The following is a 19,852-nucleotide window of genomic DNA, read 5'->3' on the forward strand; positions in this document are numbered from 1 at the left end:
AGTTTGCTATTACAACGGCTTAGGTTCCTGATATTATAGGCACAATCTTCAGTGTCATCATTGCGCCCAATGATGGCATGAGTTTGTTATCAAAGGTAACTCATGAAACCGACTGAACCCGACTTACAGCTGAAGTCGCCGATCCAGAAAAATTATAATCGCGCTGTGTTTTACACCTACATAGGTGTGATTATTATGGCGTTGCTGACGGCGTGGGTGTTCTTTGAGCGGCAAAAGACCCAGATGATGACCCAGCGCGAAGAGTTAGTCGAGCGTCATGTGTTGCAAATCGACCTGCTGTTAGAGTCGAGTATTCGGGCGGTAAAGAGTCTCAGAAATGTTGCAGTGGATCACCTGAAGCTCGGTGAGTTGGTACGTACCGAGCGGCTACCCCAATATGAAAAATTTAATGAAAGTGGCCAATTTTTTACCCTAGAACCCAGTTACGCTAAAAGCGGTAAGCCATTTACCAATATGGGCCGTATTACTGGCGCAGGTTCGCTCGAGGGGCGCAGCGATAAGTTTTATCAAGAGCTGGAAATGTTGTTCGAACTTTCTTTGTCATTTCCGGTGGCGACCGAAGCCGCCCCCAAAGCATCCTCAGTATATTACATCTCTAAGCACCGAATGATGTCCTATTACCCTTGGCCTTCTGATGAGCAGCGCTTTCGGGATGAACTATTAAATAAACAGCAGTTTCAACTTGTTACGCCAGCAATGAATCCTCAGCGCAGTGTGGCGTGGAGCCCAGGCTATGTCGAGACCAATGGTAAGGGATTATTGACTACCGTTGGAGTGCCGGTGTACCTCGAAGATGAGTTTATCGGCTCAATCAACTTAGACATGACCTTATCGTCGCTCGATAAACAGATCCGCCTCTATTTTAAGATGCCGGGTACGGTAATTTTGCTCGATCAGCAAAACAATATCCTGTCTCACAGTGATATCAATAATGACGATATCAATCGGGTGTACCACATCAGTCAAAAGATCCCTTCGGCGCTGCATTCGGTGCCAGAGTCTGAGCTGTTTGACGCCCATGATGGCATTATGCGCAATGGGTACTATATCCATTCGGTGGCACTGCAAAATGCGCCGTGGCGCTTATTGTACCTGCAAGATCACAACGAGCTGTTTAAAGATTCGTGGGAAAAGTTAGAGCTGACGTTTTTGTTGGTGGTGATCGCCTTGTCGGTGCTGGTGACCATAGTGCATTGGCAGACGCGGCGCTCGTTTGTTAATCCTGCATCTCGTTTATTAAGCCATCTCGAAGGCTGCTCGCAAGAGCCGCGCAAGCCGCCAGAGAAGATCACCCCAGGCTGGGAGCCTTGGTTCCAGTTGGTGAGCCGTATTTTTGAAGAGAACCAACAATATACTCGCCACCTCGCCGAGCAAAATCGTCGTCTCGATAACTTGGTGGCACGGCGCACGGCGCGATTGAAAGAGACCACAGAGCGGCGCGAGCGCGAGTACGCTTTACTGCGCTCCTTGTTAGATTCGATCCCCGAAGCGATTGTCTTTAAAGACAAAGAAGGTAAGTACCTTGGCTGTAACAAGTCTGCCGAGCGGATGCTGGGCTATACCGAAAGTGAGATGATAGGCCAAGACTCGCAGACAATGACCTCAAGCGAGCAGTCCATTCGTATTCGGGCCGAAGATGAGCGCGTGTTGTCGGAACGTATGCCGCTACGTTATCAAGAAAAAGTGGAGCTGGCGGGTAAGCCGGTACTGCTCGATACCCTTAAAATCCCCTTTTACAACCGCCGTGGTGAGCTGCTGGGCTTGATTGCCGTGTGGCGCGATGTGACACGCGAATATGAATCGGCAGAGCAGCTGCGCTTATCTGAAGAGCGTTACCATCTGGCGATGGATGCGGTAGAAGATGGTCTGTGGGATTGGTATTTGGACTCGGAGCAGATCATCTGTAATCCGGCTTACTATTCGATGTTAGGTTATGAAACTAATGAGTTTCCCGCTTTAGTCTCGACCATTGACGAGCTGATCCATCCAGACGATCGCATCCGCGTCGAAGAGTATCGCAATGAGTACTTAGCCAATCCGGTTGGCGCCTACGATATTGAGTTTAGAATGCGCGGTAAGAGCGGCATGTATCACTGGGTGTTAAGCCGAGGTCGGGTAGTGGAATACACTAGCGACAATCAGCCCAAGCGCATGGTGGGCACGCATAAAGACATTACTCGACATAAGAGTAATGAGGTGGCGCTGCTGGAAGCTAAGCAAGATGCTGAATCGGCCAACCTGTACAAGAGTGAGTTTTTGGCCAATATGAGCCACGAGATCCGCACGCCCATGAATGCCATTATCGGTATGTTGCAATTGGCGAGCCGCACCTCATTAACGCCACAGCAGGCCGATTATCTTGATAAAGCCAGTTTCTCGGCGCAATCCTTACTGCGGATCATCAACGATATTCTCGATTTCTCTAAGATTGAGGCTGGTAAACTTGAGCTAGAAAGAGTCGCCTTCCCGCTGGATAAGGTGCTGGATCACGCACTGGATCTCAATGCGCTCAATGCCCAAGAAAAAGGGGTCGAGCTGCTGCTGTACGCCCCCGTCACGGCGGGGCTTATTTTAGAGGGCGATCCGCTGCGCCTAGGGCAGGTGCTGGTGAACATGCTCAGCAATGCGGTTAAATTTACCCAAAGCGGTGAAATTGAACTGGGTTGCGAAGATGTGGGCGAGCGCGATCATCGTATCACCCTTAAGTTTTGGGTGCGCGACACCGGTATCGGCATCAGCAAAGAGCAGCAAGAGAGCCTGTTTGATGCCTTTGCACAGGCCGATGGGTCGACCACGCGTAAATATGGCGGCACCGGATTAGGCTTATCCATCAGTAAGCATTTAGTCTCTATGATGGGCGGCACCATGCAGGTGCAAAGTGAGCTTGGAGTCGGCAGTATCTTTAGCTTTACCATCAGCTTCGAGATCGCCGCTGAGGCAGAGGTTAAGCCTTTGGTGGTGCCCGAGGTACTGGGTAATTTAAAAACCTTGGTGGTCGATGACAACCCTACGGCGTTACAGATCTATTCCAGCGCCCTGCGTGATTTCCACTTTAGTGTCGAGACCGCCTCTAGCGGCGCCGAGGCCTTGTATAAGCTCGAGCGTGATCCGGTCGATCTGCTACTCGTGGATTGGATGATGCCCGAAATGGACGGCGTGGAAGTGGTCAGAGAACTCGACATCATGGTCGCCGATGGCCGATTGCCTAAACGGCCGGTGATCATCATGATGACCGCTTATGCCTCAGATCCATTAAAAGAGGATTTGGATGAACTTAAGATTTACGCCATGCTGCAAAAGCCGTTTAAGGCATCGGCATTGTTCGATGAGATCATCGGTGCCTTTATCGACCAGCCTAAATTGGCTCCGCCACCTGAGCCGCCTAAGCTGGGCAATAATCAAGCCTCTGGGGTGATCCTTCTGGTTGAAGATAACTTTATAAACCAGCAGGTGGCGACAGAACTGCTGAAGAGTGCGGGTTATGAAGTGGATGTGGCCGAAAATGGTCAGCTGGCGATAGAACGGGTTGAGCAGCGCCGTTATGATGCGGTGCTGATGGACATTCAGATGCCAGTGATGGATGGGTTAACTGCCACTAAGTTGCTACGCGAGCGTTATTCGGCGCAGCAGTTACCTATTATCGCCATGACCGCCCATGCGATGTCGGGCGATCGCGAAAAAAGCTTAGCGGCAGGTATGAACGCGCATATTACTAAGCCCATCGTGCTTAATGAGTTGTTCGACACCTTAGCCCATTGGATCAATCAACCGCAGTAGTGCCGTTAACGGCAGCTTGTTAACCCAGCGGAAACCCATAATGGAGAAGCGTACTTTGCCAGTACGCCAATAACAGGAGATAAAATGAAGCCCTCAACATTAGCGCTGGCCGTGGTATTGGCTCTAGCGCCAGCGGTCAATGTCATGGCTGCAACGGATAACAGCGCCAACCTGATCAAACAGAGTCAGGCGGCTAATGGCTTTATTAATTTCTACTATGAGCAAGATTCTGGCGAACTCTATCTCGAAGCTAACCGACTCGAGCAGCCCTTTTTACTCATCACCAGTTTGCCCCATGGTGTCGGCTCCAATGAAATAGGGCTAGATCGCGGCCAACTGGGTGCTACGCGCATGGTGCAGTTTGAGCGCCATGGCCCTTATTTGATTTTAAAGCAGCTCAACACCGATTACCGCGCTGAGACCGAGGATCAAGCGGAGGTGCGCGCGGTTAACGAAGCCTTTGCCGAGTCGGTGCTGTGGCGCGGCAAAGTAGTACCTGGTAAGCGTCCTTTGGTGGCGGTAAGCGAGCTGCTGTTAAGCGATCTGCACGGCATTAGCAGCACCCTTAAAGAGACGCAGCAGGGGGATTATCGCCTGGACACTGGCAAATCACTGGTGTTACCCCAAGGGGTGAAGTCGTTTGAGCAAAATAGTGATGTCGATGTGTTACTCACCTTTACTGGCGCCAAAGCGGGCAGCCAAGTGGCAAAGGTGACACCCGATGCGCACCACCTGTCTATTCGTTTGCGTTACTCGTTTGTCGCCTTACCAGACAACGACTATCGCCCACGAGCTTATCATCCGATGAGCGGTTATTTGTCAGATGCTTATCTCGACTATGCGGCCGATGTCGATAGAGATATCGTCAAGCGTCATCTGTTACGCCACCGCCTAGAGAAAAAGATCCCCGGTGATGCCCCATCGGAAGTGGTTAAACCCATCACCTATTATCTCGACCCTGGTGTGCCAGAGCCTATTCGCTCGGCGTTACTCGATGGGGCGCGTTGGTGGCAAGATGCCTTTACCGAGGCGGGCTTTATTGATGGCTTTAAGGTTGAGCTGTTACCAGAAGATGCCGATCCGCAAGATATACGCTACAACGTGATCCAATGGGTGCACCGCGCGACGCGTGGTTGGTCGTACGGCAGCGCCATTACTGATCCGCGTACCGGTGAAATCATCAAAGGGCATGTCACACTGGGAAGCCAGCGGGTGCGACAAGATCACCTGATTGCCCGCGGACTCACCGCCGGTTGGCCTGATAGGGCCAGCGCAGAAGAAGCCAGTATGGCGCTGTCATTAGCCCGGATTCGTCAGTTAGCGGCCCATGAAGTGGGCCACACCTTGGGGCTTGACCATAACTTTGCCGCATCGACTAACGACAATGCCTCGGTTATGGATTATCCCCATCCAAAGATCACCCTCAATGGCGATAACATTGAGATTAGTCAGCCCTACGGTGAGGGAATAGGGCCCTGGGACAGGTACACCATAGCCTATGGTTATGGCCAGTATAGTGAGTCCAATCAGGCCAGTAAGTTGGCGGCGCTGATGAGCGATGTCGAGCGCCAAGGGCTGCGTTATATTGGTGAAGCAGATTCACGCGGCCAAAACGCCAGCAATGCCTATGCCAGCTTATGGGACAATGGTAACGATCCCGTGGCCGAGCTTAACCGTCTTGCTGCGGTGCGTAGCAAGGCGATTGAGCAGTTTTGTCATCAGGCCTTGTTAGCTGGGCAGCCCTTTGGTGAGCTACGCGATGCTTTTGTCCCCATCTACCTATTAACCCGTTATCAAATTACCGCCGCAGCGAAGTTTATTGGCGGCACAGATTATCACTATGGGTCTTCTGAGCTGGGTCAAAGCTGGCATTATTTAGCCCCCGCATTGCAACAAGAAGCCTTAGACAGTCTGTTACAGACCCTAAGCATGGACGCACTGCGCGTACCATCAGAGGTGATAGAGCAGCTTGTGCCTAAGTCGGGCAATTACCGCGCCACGCGCGAGAGTTTCCAAGGGGCTAACGGGGTAGTGATTGATCCGATTGGTATGGCCGAGGTGCTGAGCCGCCATGTGGCCCAAGCCTTGTTGTCGCCTTGGCGGCTTAATCGCGTCAGTCAGGCCTATTTGGCCGATAAAGAACAGCTATCAGTGATTAATTTGGTCGACCGATTACTGGGCGTGACCGCCTATAGCGATAGCCCATCGGGTGCTGATCTTGGTGTATGGATGCGCGTCAATGCGGTGGTCTTTGATGAGCTATTAGCCAGTTATCATAACGAACAGACCGCGCCCGAGGTGCAGGCCTTACTCTATGATCGTTTGCAATATGCACTTAAGCAGTTAAGCCGTAAGGTGAAACGCAGCAGCGATTTTGAAGCCGCGCATTTTGAATGGCTCAGACAAGGGGTTGAGCAAGGGTTGTTAGATGCCAAGGTGAGGTTAATTAAGCAGCCGCTGAGCTTGCCGCCAGGCTCACCCATTTAAGGGCCTCTGACGTTGAGGGGGAGTGTTGCAGTGCTAAGCTTTCGGCCCTGATGGCGCAATATATCTTCGCGCCATCAAGCCTGAGAAAAAGCGCAAACAGTCTCGCCATCTCCTGGTATCATCTAGGGTCGATGGCGAGCCGTTAATTGTGGCTTATCCCGCGATTGGGGTATCACCAGTGCGAATGTTTTCCATGCTTTTAATTAGCATATAAATACAGGTGGTAATTAAACAGCCACCCAAGTAAAACACCACACCATGGGTCGCATCAGACAAGTTTGCCGCCAATATTGGGCCTAACACAGAGCCGACACTGTAGCTCAGTAACATCACTTCGGTGGCCGACACGATTTTCGCCATAGGTAACAGATCGCACGCTAAGGTGATCGCAATTGGGTAGAGCGCGAAGCTGCATGCGCCTAACACCAGGTAACTTATCACCAAAGGCACAAAGCTGCTTGCTTGTAATATCCCGAGCACTGCCGTCGCGCCAATAAGACAAAACATCGCCATCAACAGGCTCTTACCGATCCGCGTCGACAAGTAGCTCACCAACGGCTGTACTAGCATACCGCCTAAAATGATGCTGGCCATCAATGCGCCTGTATGTTCAGCCTGCTCTGGTTGGTTGGCAATATACATAGGCATTAAGCCATAAATGGGCCCCAATAATAGACCCGATGCTAAGCAGCCCAGCATGGCCGGACGACTCAAGGATTTTATCTCTTTTAAGGGCAGCTTTTGCTGGTGCTGGCTCTCAGGCTGCCCAGAGGTAATTAACAAGGGCGCTAAAATAGCCAAAAACAGCAAGGCGATAACAAACAGGTACGGCGCTGCGCCTGTGGTTCCTAGTGGATCTATGGCTAATTGTCCCACGGCACTACCGCCATATAACGAAGTCATATAGATGCCAAGGCGTTTGGCTCGCGCCTTAGGCGTGCTGGCCATTAGCAACCATGACTCGACTACCACAAATACGCCTGCGACGGCGATACCGGCAATAAAGCGTGCCGCTAACCAAAACTCGGCGCTAGGGATCAACAGCTGGGTAATAACACTGGCGATCAATAACCCCAGAAACAGGATAAAAGCCAGGCGATGGCCAATTTTGGCCACCACGCGCTCAATACTCGTCGCGCCAATGAGCAGGCCGAGATAGAACACACTGGCTAACCAAGGGGCCAGAGCGACATCCAATTCAAATGCCGTTAGCGACAGTGGAATTAGGCTCATCAAAAAACCCGAGGCTATAGCAAAAAAAGACAGCCCAATGACAGGTGCTGCAGGATTGTTCGATTTGCAGCTAGCAGCGCATTCTACCATTAGAACCTCCGAGTTTAATGTGATAAATAGCCACTTGAATGCCAATATGGTTGTTGGTGGTTATTTGTTACTGTTTAATTTGGCGGCGAATGTAGGGCGCTTCGATGACGAAGTAAAGTTAATTTTTATCAATGATGAAAATTTAACTTAAAATTGCTGTTTGGAGCAGGTTTATTGAGCGTAAAGGTCAAGCACTTTGCTATCTAATGATGTTTTATTGTTAATTTATTAACGCTTATTTTGAGGGGTTTACTTGCTGTATATCGCCGTAGATGGTGATAAAAAGTGTTAATAAACTCGTTTTGATGTGGATGTTGGTAGCAAAAGGCTTAAAGTGAGGGTTTAAGCGGCTTGTTGTGGTAACCAGCCGCTTAGGGAAAGGTTGGTTTATGCTATTTGCAGCGCCACCATTTTGAGCGGGTGGTTGCCATCAAAAGAGGGGAAGTCACTGTGGCAAGCTAACCAAGTGGCGTGGCTGATCTTACGTCCCTGTTTTTCGACGCAGCGGCTTAGGGCATCGAACCAAGTTTGACGGTCGACTTTAGCGACATTATTACAGCACACTATGGTGCCACCACTTTTAGTGGCCAGCATGGCGGGTTTAAACAGGCTTTGATAGTCGTTAATCAGATCCACTGTGCCAAAGGGGCTCTTGGCAAATCTTGGTGGGTCGAGAAACACTAAATCAAATTGTGTTTGCGGCAATTTAGGGTAGTTAGGCAATTTTTGATTGCGTCGTCCGCCCACTGGCATCCCCGCGAGCTGACGCATGGCCGGGAAGGCATCACTTTGTACAAACTCACATACCGCTTCAACGCCGTTGAGCTGGGCATTTTTACGTCCAGCGGCCAAGGCAAACGAGGAGAAATCCACATTCATTACACGGCTGGCGCCGCCAACGGCGGCCGCAGTACCAATACCGCAAGTATAAGAAAACAGGTTTAATACGGTTTTATCTCGGCTATTGGCGTGTACATATTCACGGCCGGCGCGCATATCGAGAAACAGTAGCGGATCTTGTCCTTCGTGACGCAGCTTGTTGGTGAAATGGATACCGTTTTCCTGCATCTGCTGTTCGGTATTGGCAAAGGCTTCTAATGTGTCGTCAAGCGGGTTGAGAATACGCGAGTTTTTGTTGGAGCGATCGTTATAGATCACCACAAGCGGGTCAATTTGGCTTAAGGCGGCGCGGATCTGATTGAGCTCATTATCGCTTAAGGTTTGATGAAACGTTTGGATTAACCAAGCATTGCCGTAGCGGTCGATATTGAGGCCGTTAATGCCCTCGACTGTGCCATGAAATACCCGAAAACAATTAGTATTATTAGTTTTTGCGTCAGCAATCAACTGCGCTCGTTGGTGTAGCGCCTTGGCTAACAAATCGTTGATTGACATAGCTTGGGGATCCGTATTCGATGGTATGCTTGAGCAAAGCGGCAATGATAGCAAATATCGCGAATAAGCGGGCGATAATCTTATCGTCAAGGCAAGGCTATGACGGAGGGGGGAGCAATGAAGGTGGTGTTAATTCATGGCATTTTTAACACGGGCCATGTGATGGCTTGGATGCGTAATAAGTTAACGGCGCATGGGCATGAGTGTTTTGCGCCTACACTGGCGCCCTTTGATGGCCGCCACGGCATAGAGCACGCCGCGCAGCAACTGAAACAAGCAATTGAGCAGCGTTTTGGCACCGACGATAACATAGTGCTGGTGGGGTTTAGTATGGGCGGCATCGTGGCCCGCTATTATCTGCAGATACTTGGTGGCGCGGCGCGCACCGAGGCGTTATTTTCTATCTCATCACCACATCAAGGCAGTTACTTGGCTTTTCTACCTTACCCCTCTAAAGGGATGCGGCAGTTGCGGCCTAATAGCGAGTTGCTAAAGTTGCTCGACGAAGTGCAGCAACCCATTGCCAATATGCCGCTCTACTCCTATCGTACGCCGCTGGATCTGACCATAGTGCCGAGCCGAAGTTCTCACTGGCCGCTGGCGATAAATAAAGTCTTTAAGGTGCCATTGCACCTATCGATGATCTTTAGCCAGCGGGTGGTCGATGAGATTATAGCCATGCTAGTTCTGCTGTCTAAAGGTGGACAAACGGCGACGTAGTGTCGGCAAAGCCTCTAGCGAACAAAGGATTAATCCGCTCCAGATCAGGGCAAAGCTCACCGCCTTCACCTGATCAAAATGTTCATTAAAGACCAGCACGGCTAACAGAAAGTGCATGGTTGGCTCGATATATTGCATTAAGCCAATCATCGATAGACTGGTGGCTCGAATGGCGAGCGCAAAGAAGATAAGCGGCAGCAGAGTGACTGGCGCCGAACCAATATAAAGCAGTAGTTGGGTGGTTGAGCCTGACAAGGCACTGCTTTGATCGGTAAATATCAGCCAAATTAAGTAGATTGCCGCTATGGGAGCCAATAGCGCCGCTTCGATAGTGACTGAGGTGAGCGAGTCAAAGTGAATAAATTTTTTACACAGGCCGTAAAGGGCAAAGAAACCGCCCATCAATAATGCCAGCCAAGGTAGCTCACCGTAGTGAAATACCATGTAGCTGATGCCTGCAATCCCCAATATCACTGCCCACTTTTGTGCTTGTGACAGTTTATCGCCGAGAAACAGTACGCCCAAGGCAATAGCGAACAGTGGATTAATAAAAAAGCCTAAACTGGCGGCGAGCACCTGACCATGGGTGATGGCCCAAGTAAAACTGTACCAAGATATGCACATGATCAGCGACGCCAGGCCACATAAGGCGATCGATCGCTTATGCGCCATTAATTGCTGTATGGATGGCAAAGGCTTACGCAGTATAATAAAGGCTAACAGCATAAAGGGCACCGAGAAGAGTAGCCTGATGGCCAGCATCTCATTGATATCGGCATTAGGCAGGTATTGATAGTAAAGCGGTAATAGTCCCCAAAGTAAAAAAGAGACGAGCGCCAAGGCGTTGCCTTCAAAGGTGGTGCGAGTTGAGCTGTGCATAATATTCCGGCGTGTTGAGCTTATCTGTGGTGAAAAATGGCTAATATTGACGCGGCGGATTCTCGCATTGGTGCTATACATTAACTGTGATATGAGTCACTATTTTGATGGTGTCATGATAGCAAGTCACGGGTTAAGACTAAGGTGCTAAAACGTGAAAGAGTGAGCCCATCTTGTGTTTAATGAGGTGATGAACACCAAGTCTTGGCCCCTTATGATTCGTAATAATCTGTTAACCTTTCTGTTCTTTTGCCCGAGAGTCGGTAGATTAGCTAAGTTGATATTAGGCAATTAAAGGAGCGAGTTTTACATGAACACAGCCCAAATCGGTTTGCGATGGTCACTTGCCATGATATTGCTGCTTGCTCTGTCTACAGCGCAGGGCGCATCGATCAGTAGCCGACTATCATTGTACTCGCACCATATAGACGCTGGGTTTCGCATTACCCATCCTATCCTAACGGTCAACTTGTTGCCAGACCCAGGTAAAGAGTTAGTCGCTATCGGTGTCGATGATAGGCATCAACGCTGGCTGGGGGTGTATGCGTTCGATACTGAAGTAAAACAATATCGTCAGCGGGTAAAGCAACCTCTACCTAATGCGCTGTTTGCGTTCGATATCTCACCTGATAACCTTGAAAATCCCGATGCCATACAAGCACTTTACTTTCTCTCTAGCGACCGTTTATGGAGATTACAGTGGCGTGACAGCCAAGTTGAATTTATGCCATTAATGACGGTCGAGCCGCTGATCTTGAGCTCGCGAGTCGATTTTATCTCCCGTGGGCGCTTTGTACGCGATCTTAATCGTGATGGGCTGGATGACTTTATTATTAGCAGCTTTGAGCAGAGCGCACTATTGATACAGCAAGCCGATAAGCGCTACATCACTCAAATATTACCTATCCAGCCGCAGATGCTGTTGTATTTTGATGGTGCCAAGTATACCGAGGCTAGCCTCTATTTCGCCGATCTTAATCTTGACGGTCGCGATGATATTGTCAAGGTAGCTGAGGGCGAGTTTGAAGTGTATTACCAGCAAGATGATGGCCTGTTTACACCCTTACCCAATTACTTACCTGTGAGTTTGGCCATCAGCGGGCAAGATTGGTGGAGTAAACGTGATGCTTATGGTGAGGCGCTGGATCAAAGTAATTTAGTCTATCGAAAGGTCGAACATTTGGGCGACATTAACCATGATGGTCTGGCAGATATGGTGGTGCGCTATACCAAGAGTTCAGGAGTGCTGGATCGGGTTAACGATTATGAAATTTACCTAGGCAGTAAAATAAAAGACAAGCTGCAGTTTGCCAAGGTGCCTAGCAGTGTGATCCGCGCCGAGGGTACCTTAACTGGATTTGAGCTGGTGGATATCGATAATGATAAGGTTGATGAAGTGCTGGTGTCGGGCTTCGATATTGGTGTGTCACAGATCATCGGTGCGCTCGTGTCGGGGAGCATTGATCAAGATGTACACTTATTTAAAAGTGATGCCACTAGCCGCTTTGCCAGTAAACCTAATATTACCAAAGAGGTGGAGTTAAGCTTTAGTTTAACTTCGGGGCAAACGGGGCAACCTGTGGTGACTTTTGCCGATATTGACGGCGATGGCTATCAAGATCTCTTGCTCTCTGGTGGCGAGCAGGCACTCACGGTGTATTTAGGCGAGCCGAGTGACAGCCTGTTTAATCGCAACGATGAAACTCTTAAACTACAGCTGCCCCGCGATGGTGAGATGCTCAGCGTGAGCGATCTTAATCATGACGGGAAAGATGAGCTAATCATTAAATATGGCCGCGAAGACAGTCAGGCACTGCAACAGCAATTGATGGTGATTATGGCGCAATAGCCAGGGTTGAACACTCAGCAAAGAAGCTAATGGCACCGCTTAAGCCATTACACCACGAGCGGTGCCTAACAAGCTAGTGCAGTAAGTAGAGGGTGGCCAAGCCTAAAAAAGCAAATAAGCCTATTACATCGGTGACAGTGGTCAGCACCATGCCACCCGCCAGCGCAGGGTCGACATTGAGCTTTTTAAGCAGTAGCGGGATAGTGGCGCCAGCAAATCCAGCCACCGTCATGTTGATTAACATGGCGCCGCCAATTAAAGCGCCTAGGGCGACATCGTCTTTCCATAGCCAAACGGCAGCAAACACCAAAATAGACCAGAGCAGGCCATTAAGAAAGCCGATCGCTAACTCCTTGCCAACTAACCAACGTGAGTTACTTTGACCTATCTGTCCTAGTGCGATACCGCGGATCACTAAAGCTAAGGTTTGGTTACCAGCCACTCCGCCCATGCTGGGCACTATGGTCATTAATACCGCAATGGTAGCAAATTGTTCTATGGTGCCTTCAAACATATTGCTCACCGACGCCGCTAACAGTGCGGCAAATAGATTAATCGTCAGCCAGAGTGAGCGCCGAAAGGTACTCTTAAGGACCGGGCCGAAGGTGTCGGTCTCATCATCCATTCCGGCCATCCCCATCATCGAATGCTCAGCATCTTCACGGATCACATCGACAACGTCATCTATGGTGATCCGCCCAAGCAGTTTATTGGTTTTTTCATCGACCACAGGTGCCGATACCCAGTCGTGGCGTTCAAATAGCTGCGCGACTTCACTGTCGTGCATACCCACAGGGATCCCTTCGAGCTCTTGGTTCATGATGTCGCGCACCGATGCATTCGGATCGCAGGTGAGCAGATCGGCGATCGCTACGCCACCAAGCAGGCTGTCGTGCTTGTCAACCACATATAGGGTATCGGTGGCTTCTGGTAATTCACCACGAATACGCAGGTAACGCAGGATCACGTCGACATTCACATCTGGCCTTAGGGTCACCGTATCTGTGTTCATTAAGCTGCCGGCGGTGTCTTCTGGGTATGACAGAGCCTGTTCGACTCGCGCCCTATCTTGGCTGCGCATCGATTGCAGTACTTGATTGAATACGCTGTCTGGCAGGCTACGCAGTATGTAGGCCAGGTCGTCGGTATCCATATTTTCGGCCGCTTTTGCTACGCGCTCAGGGCTCATCTGGCTAATAAATTGATCTTTGAGCTCTTCACTGAGTTCATCGAGTATCTCACCCGTATGGGCTTGATCGATAAGTTGCCATAATACTTGCCGCGCACGCGGTGGAGAGGACTCTAAAATAAAGGCGATATCCGAGGCCGCCATGTCGTGCAGCATACTACGCACATGGACAAACATACCGCTGCTCAGGGCTTGCGTCAGCTGCTGTAAACGTTGATCTGTAGTTTCATTATCTAACACTTCGATCGGCATGACTTCCCCTTGGAAAAATGGCGCGGCGACATAGGTTATTGGCTAAGTAACCTGAACTCGGGATAATTATAGAATGAGATGAGCCGTTTAGGCTCGAGGTGGGGCGATTATACGGTTTCTTCGAATTTTGCGTCAATCAGTGCGCTAATGGCATCGAGTGCCGCTTGGGCATCTTGGCCTTCACTGGTGATGGTAATAGTTTTACCAAAGCCGGTTTCTAGCATTAATAGCCCAAGCACACTGGCGGCTGAAGCTTGCTTGTCACCTTGAATTAAGGTGACTTGGGCATCAAACTGAGCGGCCAATACCGCCAGTTTGGTGGCGGCTCGCGCATGCAACCCCAGCTTGTTGCAGATGGTTAATTGGCGTTCAAGCTTGTTCATGCTGAAGTTCTCTGTGGCGCGCCTGTACCTTATGTTTCCCTTTATTGAACAGCTTGGCCAGTTGATCGGTCACATACACCGAGCGATGTTGGCCGCCGGTACAACCAATGGCGATCGTTAAGTAGCTACGGTTATTGCGCTCAAGGTGTGGCAGCCACGTTTCGAATAGATTTTCTATCTGCCAAATAAACTTATTTACTAGCGGCTGCTGACTTAAAAACTGCTGCACTGGTTGGTCGAGACCCGTCAGCGGGCGTAACTCCGTTTCCCAGTGGGGATTGGGCAGAAAACGCACGTCAAACATAAAGTCTGCTTCACTTGGCATACCGTATTTAAAGCCAAATGACTCAAAGTTAATCACTAACTCCTTGTCTACTGTGCCTAGTAAGATCTCGCGTACCTTATCGCTTAAATCATAGATGTTAAGGGTAGAGGTGTCGATGTAGTGATCGACCATCTTAGAGATAGGCTCGAGCATTTTGCCTTCAAGTTGAATGGCTTCTTTGAGAGAGGCTTTTGAGCGTGACAGTGGATGTAACCTGCGGGTTTCACTGTAGCGTTTAAGTAACACATCGTCAGATGAGTTTAAGAAGAAACTCAGTATTTCGGTATCTTTAGGGAGATTAGCTAGCTGCTTCTCCAGCTGAATGTCCTCGCTGGGCATGTTGCGCACATCGACGCTTATGGCTACGAGTTCATTTCGACCTTTGAGCTGACTGAGCAGTGAGTCCATCATCTGTAGTGGCAGATTATCGACACAGTAATAACCCAGATCTTCCAGTACCCTAAGGACTACCGATTTTCCTGAGCCTGATCGCCCAGATACCATTACCAATTTCATTGGGTGATCACCTGATACAATTCTGCCTCGTCGTGGGTTTTTCTTAGCTGTTTGATGATGGCTTTATCACTTAATTTCTCTGCCATCGCGGCGAGGGTGCTAAGGTGCTGTTCGCATTGCTCTGAAGGAACCAATAATGCAAAGAGGATATCGACGGGCTGATTATCAATTGCATCGAATGCGATTGGCTCAGCACATTTAATCAATACGGCGACTGGCTTCTCAATATTCGTCAGCCGTCCGTGAGGGATCGCGATACCATTGCCTATACCTGTGCTGCCCATTTTCTCTCTCGCCAAAAGGCTTTCAAAAATCTCTTGAGAGGAAAGGGTGGGGTACTGGACAGCGGCCAAGTCGCTGATAAGTTCCAGTACCTTTTTCTTACTGCCCGGAGTGGCGCAGGTTGTGCACTCCGGCCGCAGGATGGTACTAAGTTCCATCGTTAATGCTTTATTAGCTTCTCTTTGTGTTTAATGACCTGACGATCTAATTTATCGATCAGGGAATCTATCGCGGCATACATGTCCGCGTGCTCTGATGTTGCAAATACTTCCCCACCACGGAGATGTAACTTTGCTTCAACTTTTTGCATCAATTTTTCGACATTTAATATCACATGGACATTATTGATCTGATCGAAATGCCGTTCAAGCTTTGTAAACTTTTCTTCAACATAGTTGCGCAGAGATTGGGTGATCTCGATGTGGTGCCCAGTCAGATTTATTTGCATAAAGTGATTCCTCCGGTTTCCAGTTGTTGATTATAAGCTTTTACGTTGATTTGACGGCGGTATCAACATCGCCTCACGATATTTTGCAATCGTGCGTCGAGCGACTTGGATACCTTGCTCTGCCAGCAGTTGTGCCATCTTACTGTCACTTAAGGGTTTCTTTTGATTTTCTGCGGCGACTAACTTCTTAATAAAAGCGCGGATCGCAGTAGAAGAGCATTCACCACCATCGTCGGTCCCGACATGGCTGGAGAAAAAGTATTTCAGCTCAAAAATCCCTCTTGGCGTGTGCATATACTTTTGGGTAGTGACCCGCGAGATGGTCGATTCATGCATCTCGACCGCTTCGGCAATATCATTAAGCACCATAGGTTTCATCGCTTCTTCACCAAACTCGAAAAAACCTTGCTGGAAATCGACAATGCAGTTGGTGACCTTAAGCAAGGTATCGTTGCGGCTCTCTAAACTTTTTAGAAACCATTTAGCTTCTTGCAAGTGACCACGAATAAACTGGCCATCGGCTTGGTTTTTGGTGCTGCGTGCCATCGAGGCATAATGTTGGTTTACATTAATCTTAGGCATACTATCGGGATTAAGCTCGACCACCCAGCGACCTTTTTTCTTGCTAACTGTGACATCGGGGATCACGTATTCGTCGCGACTGGCAGTAATGGCCAGCCCCGGGCGCGGATTGAGGGTTTGAATTAGCGCTATGGCCTCACGCAGGTCATCCTCTTTCAGCTTGGTCTTACGCATCAATAGGCGAAAGTCTCGTCCGGCGATAAGATCTAAGTAATCACGGATCAAGAGTCTGGCGTTGTCGATATGCGGGGTGTCGGGGTTGTATTGGGCCAGTTGGATCATCAGGCATTCGCTGAGGTCTCTGGCACCAATCCCGATAGGATCGAAATGTTGTACCCGTTTTAATACCGCTTCAATTTCGTCGAGTTCGATTTCAGGATCGCCCATGGCTTCGAGAATATCGTCGCACGTTTGCGTCAAGTAGCCGCGCTCGTCTATGGCGTCAATGATGGCGGTGGCGATAGCAAGATCGTTGTCAGAAAAGGGCGTGAGGTTTTTTTGCCATTCGAGGTGTTCATACAAGCCTTCGCTGGTTTCCCCTTGAAAGGGCATGTCATCGTCGCGCATGGCACCAGAGCTGGAGTTGGGTGAGGCGGTATAGACCTCATCCCATGTGGTGTCGACGGGAAGCTCATCGGGCATAGAGTCTTGATTGAGTGCGTCGGAGGTTTCTAAGCTTGAATTGTCTTCACTCGAGTCGACTTGCAGTTGCTCATTGTAATCGGTGTCGAAGTTGTCATTACGCTCTTGTTCTGAGTCGATATTGGCGCCTTCTTGCTCCTCGTCTAACTCGAGTAGAGGGTTAGACTCTAATGCTTGCTGGATCTCTTGCTGCAATTCCAATGACGAGAGTTGCAACAGACGAATGGCCTGTTGCAACTGGGGCGTCATGGTTAAATGCTGACCCATTTTGAGCTGAAGTGACGCTTTCATCGTACTGCTATTCCCTTGTTTCTAATTCTAAAGTGAGAAAGCTGCCTCTGGTATTAAACCGCTAAGGCGAATGATCTACTTAACAAGGTAAGAGCGGTTTAGCCTTTTACCTTGAGCGCTAATAACGTTAACTATAGCTTGAATTGTTCTCCTAAGTACACCGCTCGAACTTGTTGGTTATCTAAGATCTCATCGGGTGTTCCTTCGGCAATCAAATTACCGTGACTGACAATGTAGGCTTTTTCACACACATCCAATGTTTCACGTACGTTGTGGTCGGTGATCAGTACGCCAAGGCCACGATTTTTCAGTTGCTCAATAATCTTTTTGATGTCGATAACCGAAATGGGATCGACCCCGGCGAAGGGTTCATCAAGCAAAATAAACTTAGGATTGGCGGCTAATGCTCGGGCGATTTCGACGCGACGACGTTCGCCACCGGACAGTGCCATCCCCTGACTATCGCGGATGTGAGTAATATGAAACTCTTCTAGCAGGTGCTCCAACTCCTCTTCGCGCGCATCGTTACTGAGCTCGCGTCGGGTTTGTAATACCGCCATAATATTATCGCGTACCGATAATTTCCGAAAAATACTGGCTTCTTGCGGTAGATAGCCAATCCCTTTGCGGGCGCGCAAATGCATAGGATCTAAAGTGAGATCGTCATCGTCAATAAAAATACGTCCCTTGTCACTCTGGACTAGACCGACCACCATGTAAAAGGTGGTGGTTTTACCTGCGCCATTAGGCCCTAGCAAGCCGACGATTTGCCCTGTGCGTACGGTTAAGCTGACATCTTGTACCACGGCGCGGCTTTTGTAGCTTTTGGCTAAGTTAACCGCTTTTAGCGTCATCTCTGTCATTGCTTTTCCTGCTTGGGCTGTTCTTGGGGCTGACTTTTGCTGTTGTCTTGGTAACTTTCGGGTTGAATGATGGTGATAACGCGATCGCTACCCGTACTTTCGGCTATCAACTGTTGCTGCTCAATGTTGTAGCGAATTTGATTACCTGTGACTTGGCTACCTTCTTGTTCGAGGGTGGCATTACCAATTAGGGTTAGAGTGCGGGTCGACAGTTCATAGCGGATCTCATTGGCGCTGGCTGACGCTGGACGACCATTTTCCATCACCTGTGTATAAGTGGCTGGCTTACCCTTTGCCACTAAGATTTTGCCGCTACTATTTTCTTTGGTAAAGGCGCGTAATTCATCGGCTAAAATTTTAATGGAGCCTTGAGTCACCTCTACTGGGCCATTGAAGATAATCTGATTATTTTTAATATCAGCTTCTTGGCTTGCGGCTGAAATCTTAACCTCTTGCAGCAGGTCGGTTTCATTCGCCGCACTCTGCAGGCTAACCATGGTTAACAGGCCTGCAAGAATAAGATTATTTAGTTTCATATGTTCCTTCTACCTGGCTCGTCAGTCGTACTTTTTGTGCATTGAGGTCGGCATATAAGCCTTTTCCGGTAATCAAAAAATCGTTACCGGTGATCCGAATGGTTTGATCGGATGTCATGATCATGGTGTTGAGGTCCAATTCCATGTAGTTGGTTTCTATGGTTTGGATGGGCTCTTCAGGGCTAATGGCATCAATAATGACATTATTTTCCAAGATGACTTTGCCACTGTCTTTGTCTAATGTACCCCGAGCCGAGCGCAACCGCCACTGAGCATCGCCGTTATCGGGATAGACCAGATAAGTAGGCTGGGTAAAATAGGTCATATTACGCTCGGCATAGTGTTCCATATGGCTAGCCGAGACGCGGCTATTAAGTTTGCCTTGTTCGTCGTATTGCACGCTATTAATGTTGTTAATCACATAATCTGGACGATCGGACGCGTCGAGCAACAGCGCTTGTGATCCTTGCTTAGTCTGCACCTGCCAATAGAGCACTAAAGCGGTACCAAAAAACGCGATAATCGCCAGGGTGACTCTATTCATATGCTCATACCGTGAGCCGATTCAAACTTATCTTGGCTTAGCAAAATAAGGTCGGTTAATTCACGTAGCGCACCATGGCCGCCATTAATATGGGTGACCATATCGGCATGCTGCTTAACATAAGGGTGACCATCGGCGACGCACACCGACAAGCCGACTTGTTGCATTACGGGTAGGTCGACCATGTCATCGCCAATATAGGCCACCTGTTGTGGGCTGACTTGATAGCGTGCCAGAAGCTCTTGGTAGGGGATGAGCTTGTTGTCGACCCCTTGATAAATATGGCTAATGCCAAGGGCCGTCATACGGTCTTCGACAATTTTCGATTTACGTCCGGTGATAATCGCCACGGCAATATCGCTAGTCAGTAGCGAGCGAACGCCATAGCCATCACGAGTATGGAACGTTTTTAGCTCGTCGCCAGAGTTACTCATATAAACCAGCCCGTCAGAAAACACGCCGTCTACGTCACAAATCAGTAGTTTAATCTGTTTAGCTTTTTGCCAGACTGAGTCAGCGATAGGGCCGTAAAAACCTTGATGTGGCAT

General features: G+C 49.2%; 18 protein-coding genes. 5 read left to right on the top strand and 13 right to left on the bottom strand.

Translation table 11 applies throughout. The features are described from left to right. The first annotated feature begins 102 nt into the window (after nt 1-102). Nucleotides 103-3,798, top strand: a complete 3,696-nt coding sequence (locus tag AC5YBX_RS02180; RefSeq protein WP_494520163.1) for a response regulator — start codon at nt 103-105, stop codon at nt 3,796-3,798. Nucleotides 3,799-3,882: 84 nt separating this feature from the next. After that, the gene (locus AC5YBX_RS02185) at nt 3,883-6,285 is read left to right on the top strand and encodes a zinc-dependent metalloprotease (RefSeq protein WP_475515732.1); all 2,403 of its coding nucleotides are present in this window, start codon (nt 3,883-3,885) and stop codon (nt 6,283-6,285) included. A gap of 153 nt (nt 6,286-6,438) precedes the next feature. Here AC5YBX_RS02185 and AC5YBX_RS02190 read toward each other — a convergent pair whose 3' ends face one another. Beyond that, nucleotides 6,439-7,608, bottom strand: coding sequence for an MFS transporter (locus AC5YBX_RS02190; protein WP_494520161.1), 1,170 nt, complete (start codon nt 7,606-7,608; stop codon nt 6,439-6,441). Between AC5YBX_RS02190 and AC5YBX_RS02195 the strand changes: the two genes are divergently transcribed. Beyond that, nucleotides 7,556-7,759 (top strand): hypothetical protein, encoded by a 204-nt coding sequence (locus AC5YBX_RS02195; RefSeq protein WP_475517073.1) that lies wholly within the window; start codon nt 7,556-7,558, stop codon nt 7,757-7,759. The two genes, AC5YBX_RS02190 and AC5YBX_RS02195, sit on opposite strands and share 53 nt — an antisense overlap. A 236-nt stretch (nt 7,760-7,995) precedes the next feature. Here AC5YBX_RS02195 and AC5YBX_RS02200 read toward each other — a convergent pair whose 3' ends face one another. Further along, entirely contained in the window at nt 7,996-9,003 is a 1,008-nt protein-coding gene (locus AC5YBX_RS02200; protein ID WP_494524295.1) for a class I SAM-dependent rRNA methyltransferase, read from the bottom strand. A gap of 99 nt (nt 9,004-9,102) precedes the next feature. Between AC5YBX_RS02200 and AC5YBX_RS02205 the strand changes: the two genes are divergently transcribed. After that, on the top strand, nt 9,103-9,723 hold the full coding sequence (locus AC5YBX_RS02205) for a lipase family alpha/beta hydrolase (protein WP_494520159.1): 621 nt from the start codon (nt 9,103-9,105) through the stop codon (nt 9,721-9,723). On the opposite strand, the gene rarD is transcribed toward AC5YBX_RS02205, so the two are convergent. Next, a complete protein-coding gene (gene rarD, locus AC5YBX_RS02210) occupies nt 9,685-10,602 on the bottom strand; it encodes an EamA family transporter RarD (protein WP_494524296.1) in 918 nt (305 codons plus the stop codon). The genes AC5YBX_RS02205 and rarD overlap by 39 nt on opposite strands. Before the next feature lie 310 nt (nt 10,603-10,912). On the opposite strand from rarD, the gene AC5YBX_RS02215 reads away from it, so the two are divergent. Continuing rightward, nucleotides 10,913-12,451: an FG-GAP repeat domain-containing protein gene (locus tag AC5YBX_RS02215; RefSeq protein WP_494524297.1), complete on the top strand. Its 1,539-nt coding sequence runs from the start codon at nt 10,913-10,915 to the stop codon at nt 12,449-12,451. A gap of 73 nt (nt 12,452-12,524) precedes the next feature. Here AC5YBX_RS02215 and mgtE read toward each other — a convergent pair whose 3' ends face one another. From mgtE to kdsC, 10 genes are all read right to left on the bottom strand, one after another. Beyond that, nucleotides 12,525-13,892 (bottom strand): magnesium transporter, encoded by a 1,368-nt coding sequence (mgtE, locus tag AC5YBX_RS02220; RefSeq protein ID WP_494520156.1) that lies wholly within the window; start codon nt 13,890-13,892, stop codon nt 12,525-12,527. A 107-nt stretch (nt 13,893-13,999) separates the two neighbouring features. After that, the gene (locus AC5YBX_RS02225) at nt 14,000-14,275 is read right to left on the bottom strand and encodes an HPr family phosphocarrier protein (protein ID WP_494524298.1); all 276 of its coding nucleotides are present in this window, start codon (nt 14,273-14,275) and stop codon (nt 14,000-14,002) included. Further along, nucleotides 14,262-15,116 (bottom strand): RNase adapter RapZ, encoded by an 855-nt coding sequence (gene rapZ, locus AC5YBX_RS02230; protein WP_494520154.1) that lies wholly within the window; start codon nt 15,114-15,116, stop codon nt 14,262-14,264. The genes AC5YBX_RS02225 and rapZ overlap by 14 nt, the downstream gene beginning before the upstream one ends. After that, nucleotides 15,113-15,556 (bottom strand): PTS IIA-like nitrogen regulatory protein PtsN, encoded by a 444-nt coding sequence (ptsN, locus tag AC5YBX_RS02235; protein WP_494520153.1) that lies wholly within the window; start codon nt 15,554-15,556, stop codon nt 15,113-15,115. The genes rapZ and ptsN overlap by 4 nt, the downstream gene beginning before the upstream one ends. 2 nt (nt 15,557-15,558) lie before the next feature. Next, nucleotides 15,559-15,846, bottom strand: coding sequence for a ribosome hibernation promoting factor (hpf, locus tag AC5YBX_RS02240; protein WP_494520152.1), 288 nt, complete (start codon nt 15,844-15,846; stop codon nt 15,559-15,561). A gap of 30 nt (nt 15,847-15,876) precedes the next feature. Further along, nucleotides 15,877-17,361, bottom strand: coding sequence for an RNA polymerase factor sigma-54 (locus tag AC5YBX_RS02245; protein WP_494520151.1), 1,485 nt, complete (start codon nt 17,359-17,361; stop codon nt 15,877-15,879). Between the two features lie 131 nt (nt 17,362-17,492). Further along, nucleotides 17,493-18,224: an LPS export ABC transporter ATP-binding protein gene (gene lptB, locus AC5YBX_RS02250; RefSeq protein WP_494520150.1), complete on the bottom strand. Its 732-nt coding sequence runs from the start codon at nt 18,222-18,224 to the stop codon at nt 17,493-17,495. Then, entirely contained in the window at nt 18,221-18,760 is a 540-nt protein-coding gene (gene lptA, locus AC5YBX_RS02255; RefSeq protein ID WP_494520149.1) for a lipopolysaccharide transport periplasmic protein LptA, read from the bottom strand. The genes lptB and lptA overlap by 4 nt, the downstream gene beginning before the upstream one ends. Beyond that, nucleotides 18,747-19,304 carry an LPS export ABC transporter periplasmic protein LptC gene (gene lptC, locus AC5YBX_RS02260; protein WP_494520148.1) on the bottom strand — a complete coding sequence of 186 codons (558 nt, stop codon included), beginning with the start codon at nt 19,302-19,304 and terminating at the stop codon, nt 18,747-18,749. The genes lptA and lptC overlap by 14 nt, the downstream gene beginning before the upstream one ends. Further along, nucleotides 19,301-19,852 (bottom strand): 3-deoxy-manno-octulosonate-8-phosphatase KdsC, encoded by a 552-nt coding sequence (kdsC, locus tag AC5YBX_RS02265; RefSeq protein WP_494520147.1) that lies wholly within the window; start codon nt 19,850-19,852, stop codon nt 19,301-19,303. Before kdsC ends, lptC begins: the two co-directional genes overlap by 4 nt.

Source organism: Shewanella sp. 492, from assembly GCF_059338445.1.

What these genes read in the sequence shown, in the direction of transcription:
- AC5YBX_RS02180 (WP_494520163.1), top strand. Translation starts at nt 103, where the DNA reads ATGAAACCGACTGAACCCGACTTACAGCTGAAGTCGCCGATCCAGAAA.
- AC5YBX_RS02185 (WP_475515732.1), top strand. Translation starts at nt 3,883, where the DNA reads ATGAAGCCCTCAACATTAGCGCTGGCCGTGGTATTGGCTCTAGCGCCA.
- AC5YBX_RS02195 (WP_475517073.1), top strand. Translation starts at nt 7,556, where the DNA reads ATGACAGGTGCTGCAGGATTGTTCGATTTGCAGCTAGCAGCGCATTCT.
- AC5YBX_RS02190 (WP_494520161.1), bottom strand. Translation starts at nt 7,608, where the DNA reads ATGGTAGAATGCGCTGCTAGCTGCAAATCGAACAATCCTGCAGCACCT.
- AC5YBX_RS02200 (WP_494524295.1), bottom strand. Translation starts at nt 9,003, where the DNA reads ATGTCAATCAACGATTTGTTAGCCAAGGCGCTACACCAACGAGCGCAG.
- AC5YBX_RS02205 (WP_494520159.1), top strand. Translation starts at nt 9,103, where the DNA reads ATGACGGAGGGGGGAGCAATGAAGGTGGTGTTAATTCATGGCATTTTT.
- rarD (WP_494524296.1), bottom strand. Translation starts at nt 10,602, where the DNA reads ATGCACAGCTCAACTCGCACCACCTTTGAAGGCAACGCCTTGGCGCTC.
- AC5YBX_RS02215 (WP_494524297.1), top strand. Translation starts at nt 10,913, where the DNA reads ATGAACACAGCCCAAATCGGTTTGCGATGGTCACTTGCCATGATATTG.
- mgtE (WP_494520156.1), bottom strand. Translation starts at nt 13,892, where the DNA reads ATGCCGATCGAAGTGTTAGATAATGAAACTACAGATCAACGTTTACAG.
- AC5YBX_RS02225 (WP_494524298.1), bottom strand. Translation starts at nt 14,275, where the DNA reads ATGAACAAGCTTGAACGCCAATTAACCATCTGCAACAAGCTGGGGTTG.
- rapZ (WP_494520154.1), bottom strand. Translation starts at nt 15,116, where the DNA reads ATGAAATTGGTAATGGTATCTGGGCGATCAGGCTCAGGAAAATCGGTA.
- ptsN (WP_494520153.1), bottom strand. Translation starts at nt 15,556, where the DNA reads ATGGAACTTAGTACCATCCTGCGGCCGGAGTGCACAACCTGCGCCACT.
- hpf (WP_494520152.1), bottom strand. Translation starts at nt 15,846, where the DNA reads ATGCAAATAAATCTGACTGGGCACCACATCGAGATCACCCAATCTCTG.
- AC5YBX_RS02245 (WP_494520151.1), bottom strand. Translation starts at nt 17,361, where the DNA reads ATGAAAGCGTCACTTCAGCTCAAAATGGGTCAGCATTTAACCATGACG.
- lptB (WP_494520150.1), bottom strand. Translation starts at nt 18,224, where the DNA reads ATGACAGAGATGACGCTAAAAGCGGTTAACTTAGCCAAAAGCTACAAA.
- lptA (WP_494520149.1), bottom strand. Translation starts at nt 18,760, where the DNA reads ATGAAACTAAATAATCTTATTCTTGCAGGCCTGTTAACCATGGTTAGC.
- lptC (WP_494520148.1), bottom strand. Translation starts at nt 19,304, where the DNA reads ATGAATAGAGTCACCCTGGCGATTATCGCGTTTTTTGGTACCGCTTTA.
- kdsC (WP_494520147.1), bottom strand. Translation starts at nt 19,852, where the DNA reads ATGCCACATCAAGGTTTTTACGGCCCTATCGCTGACTCAGTCTGGCAA.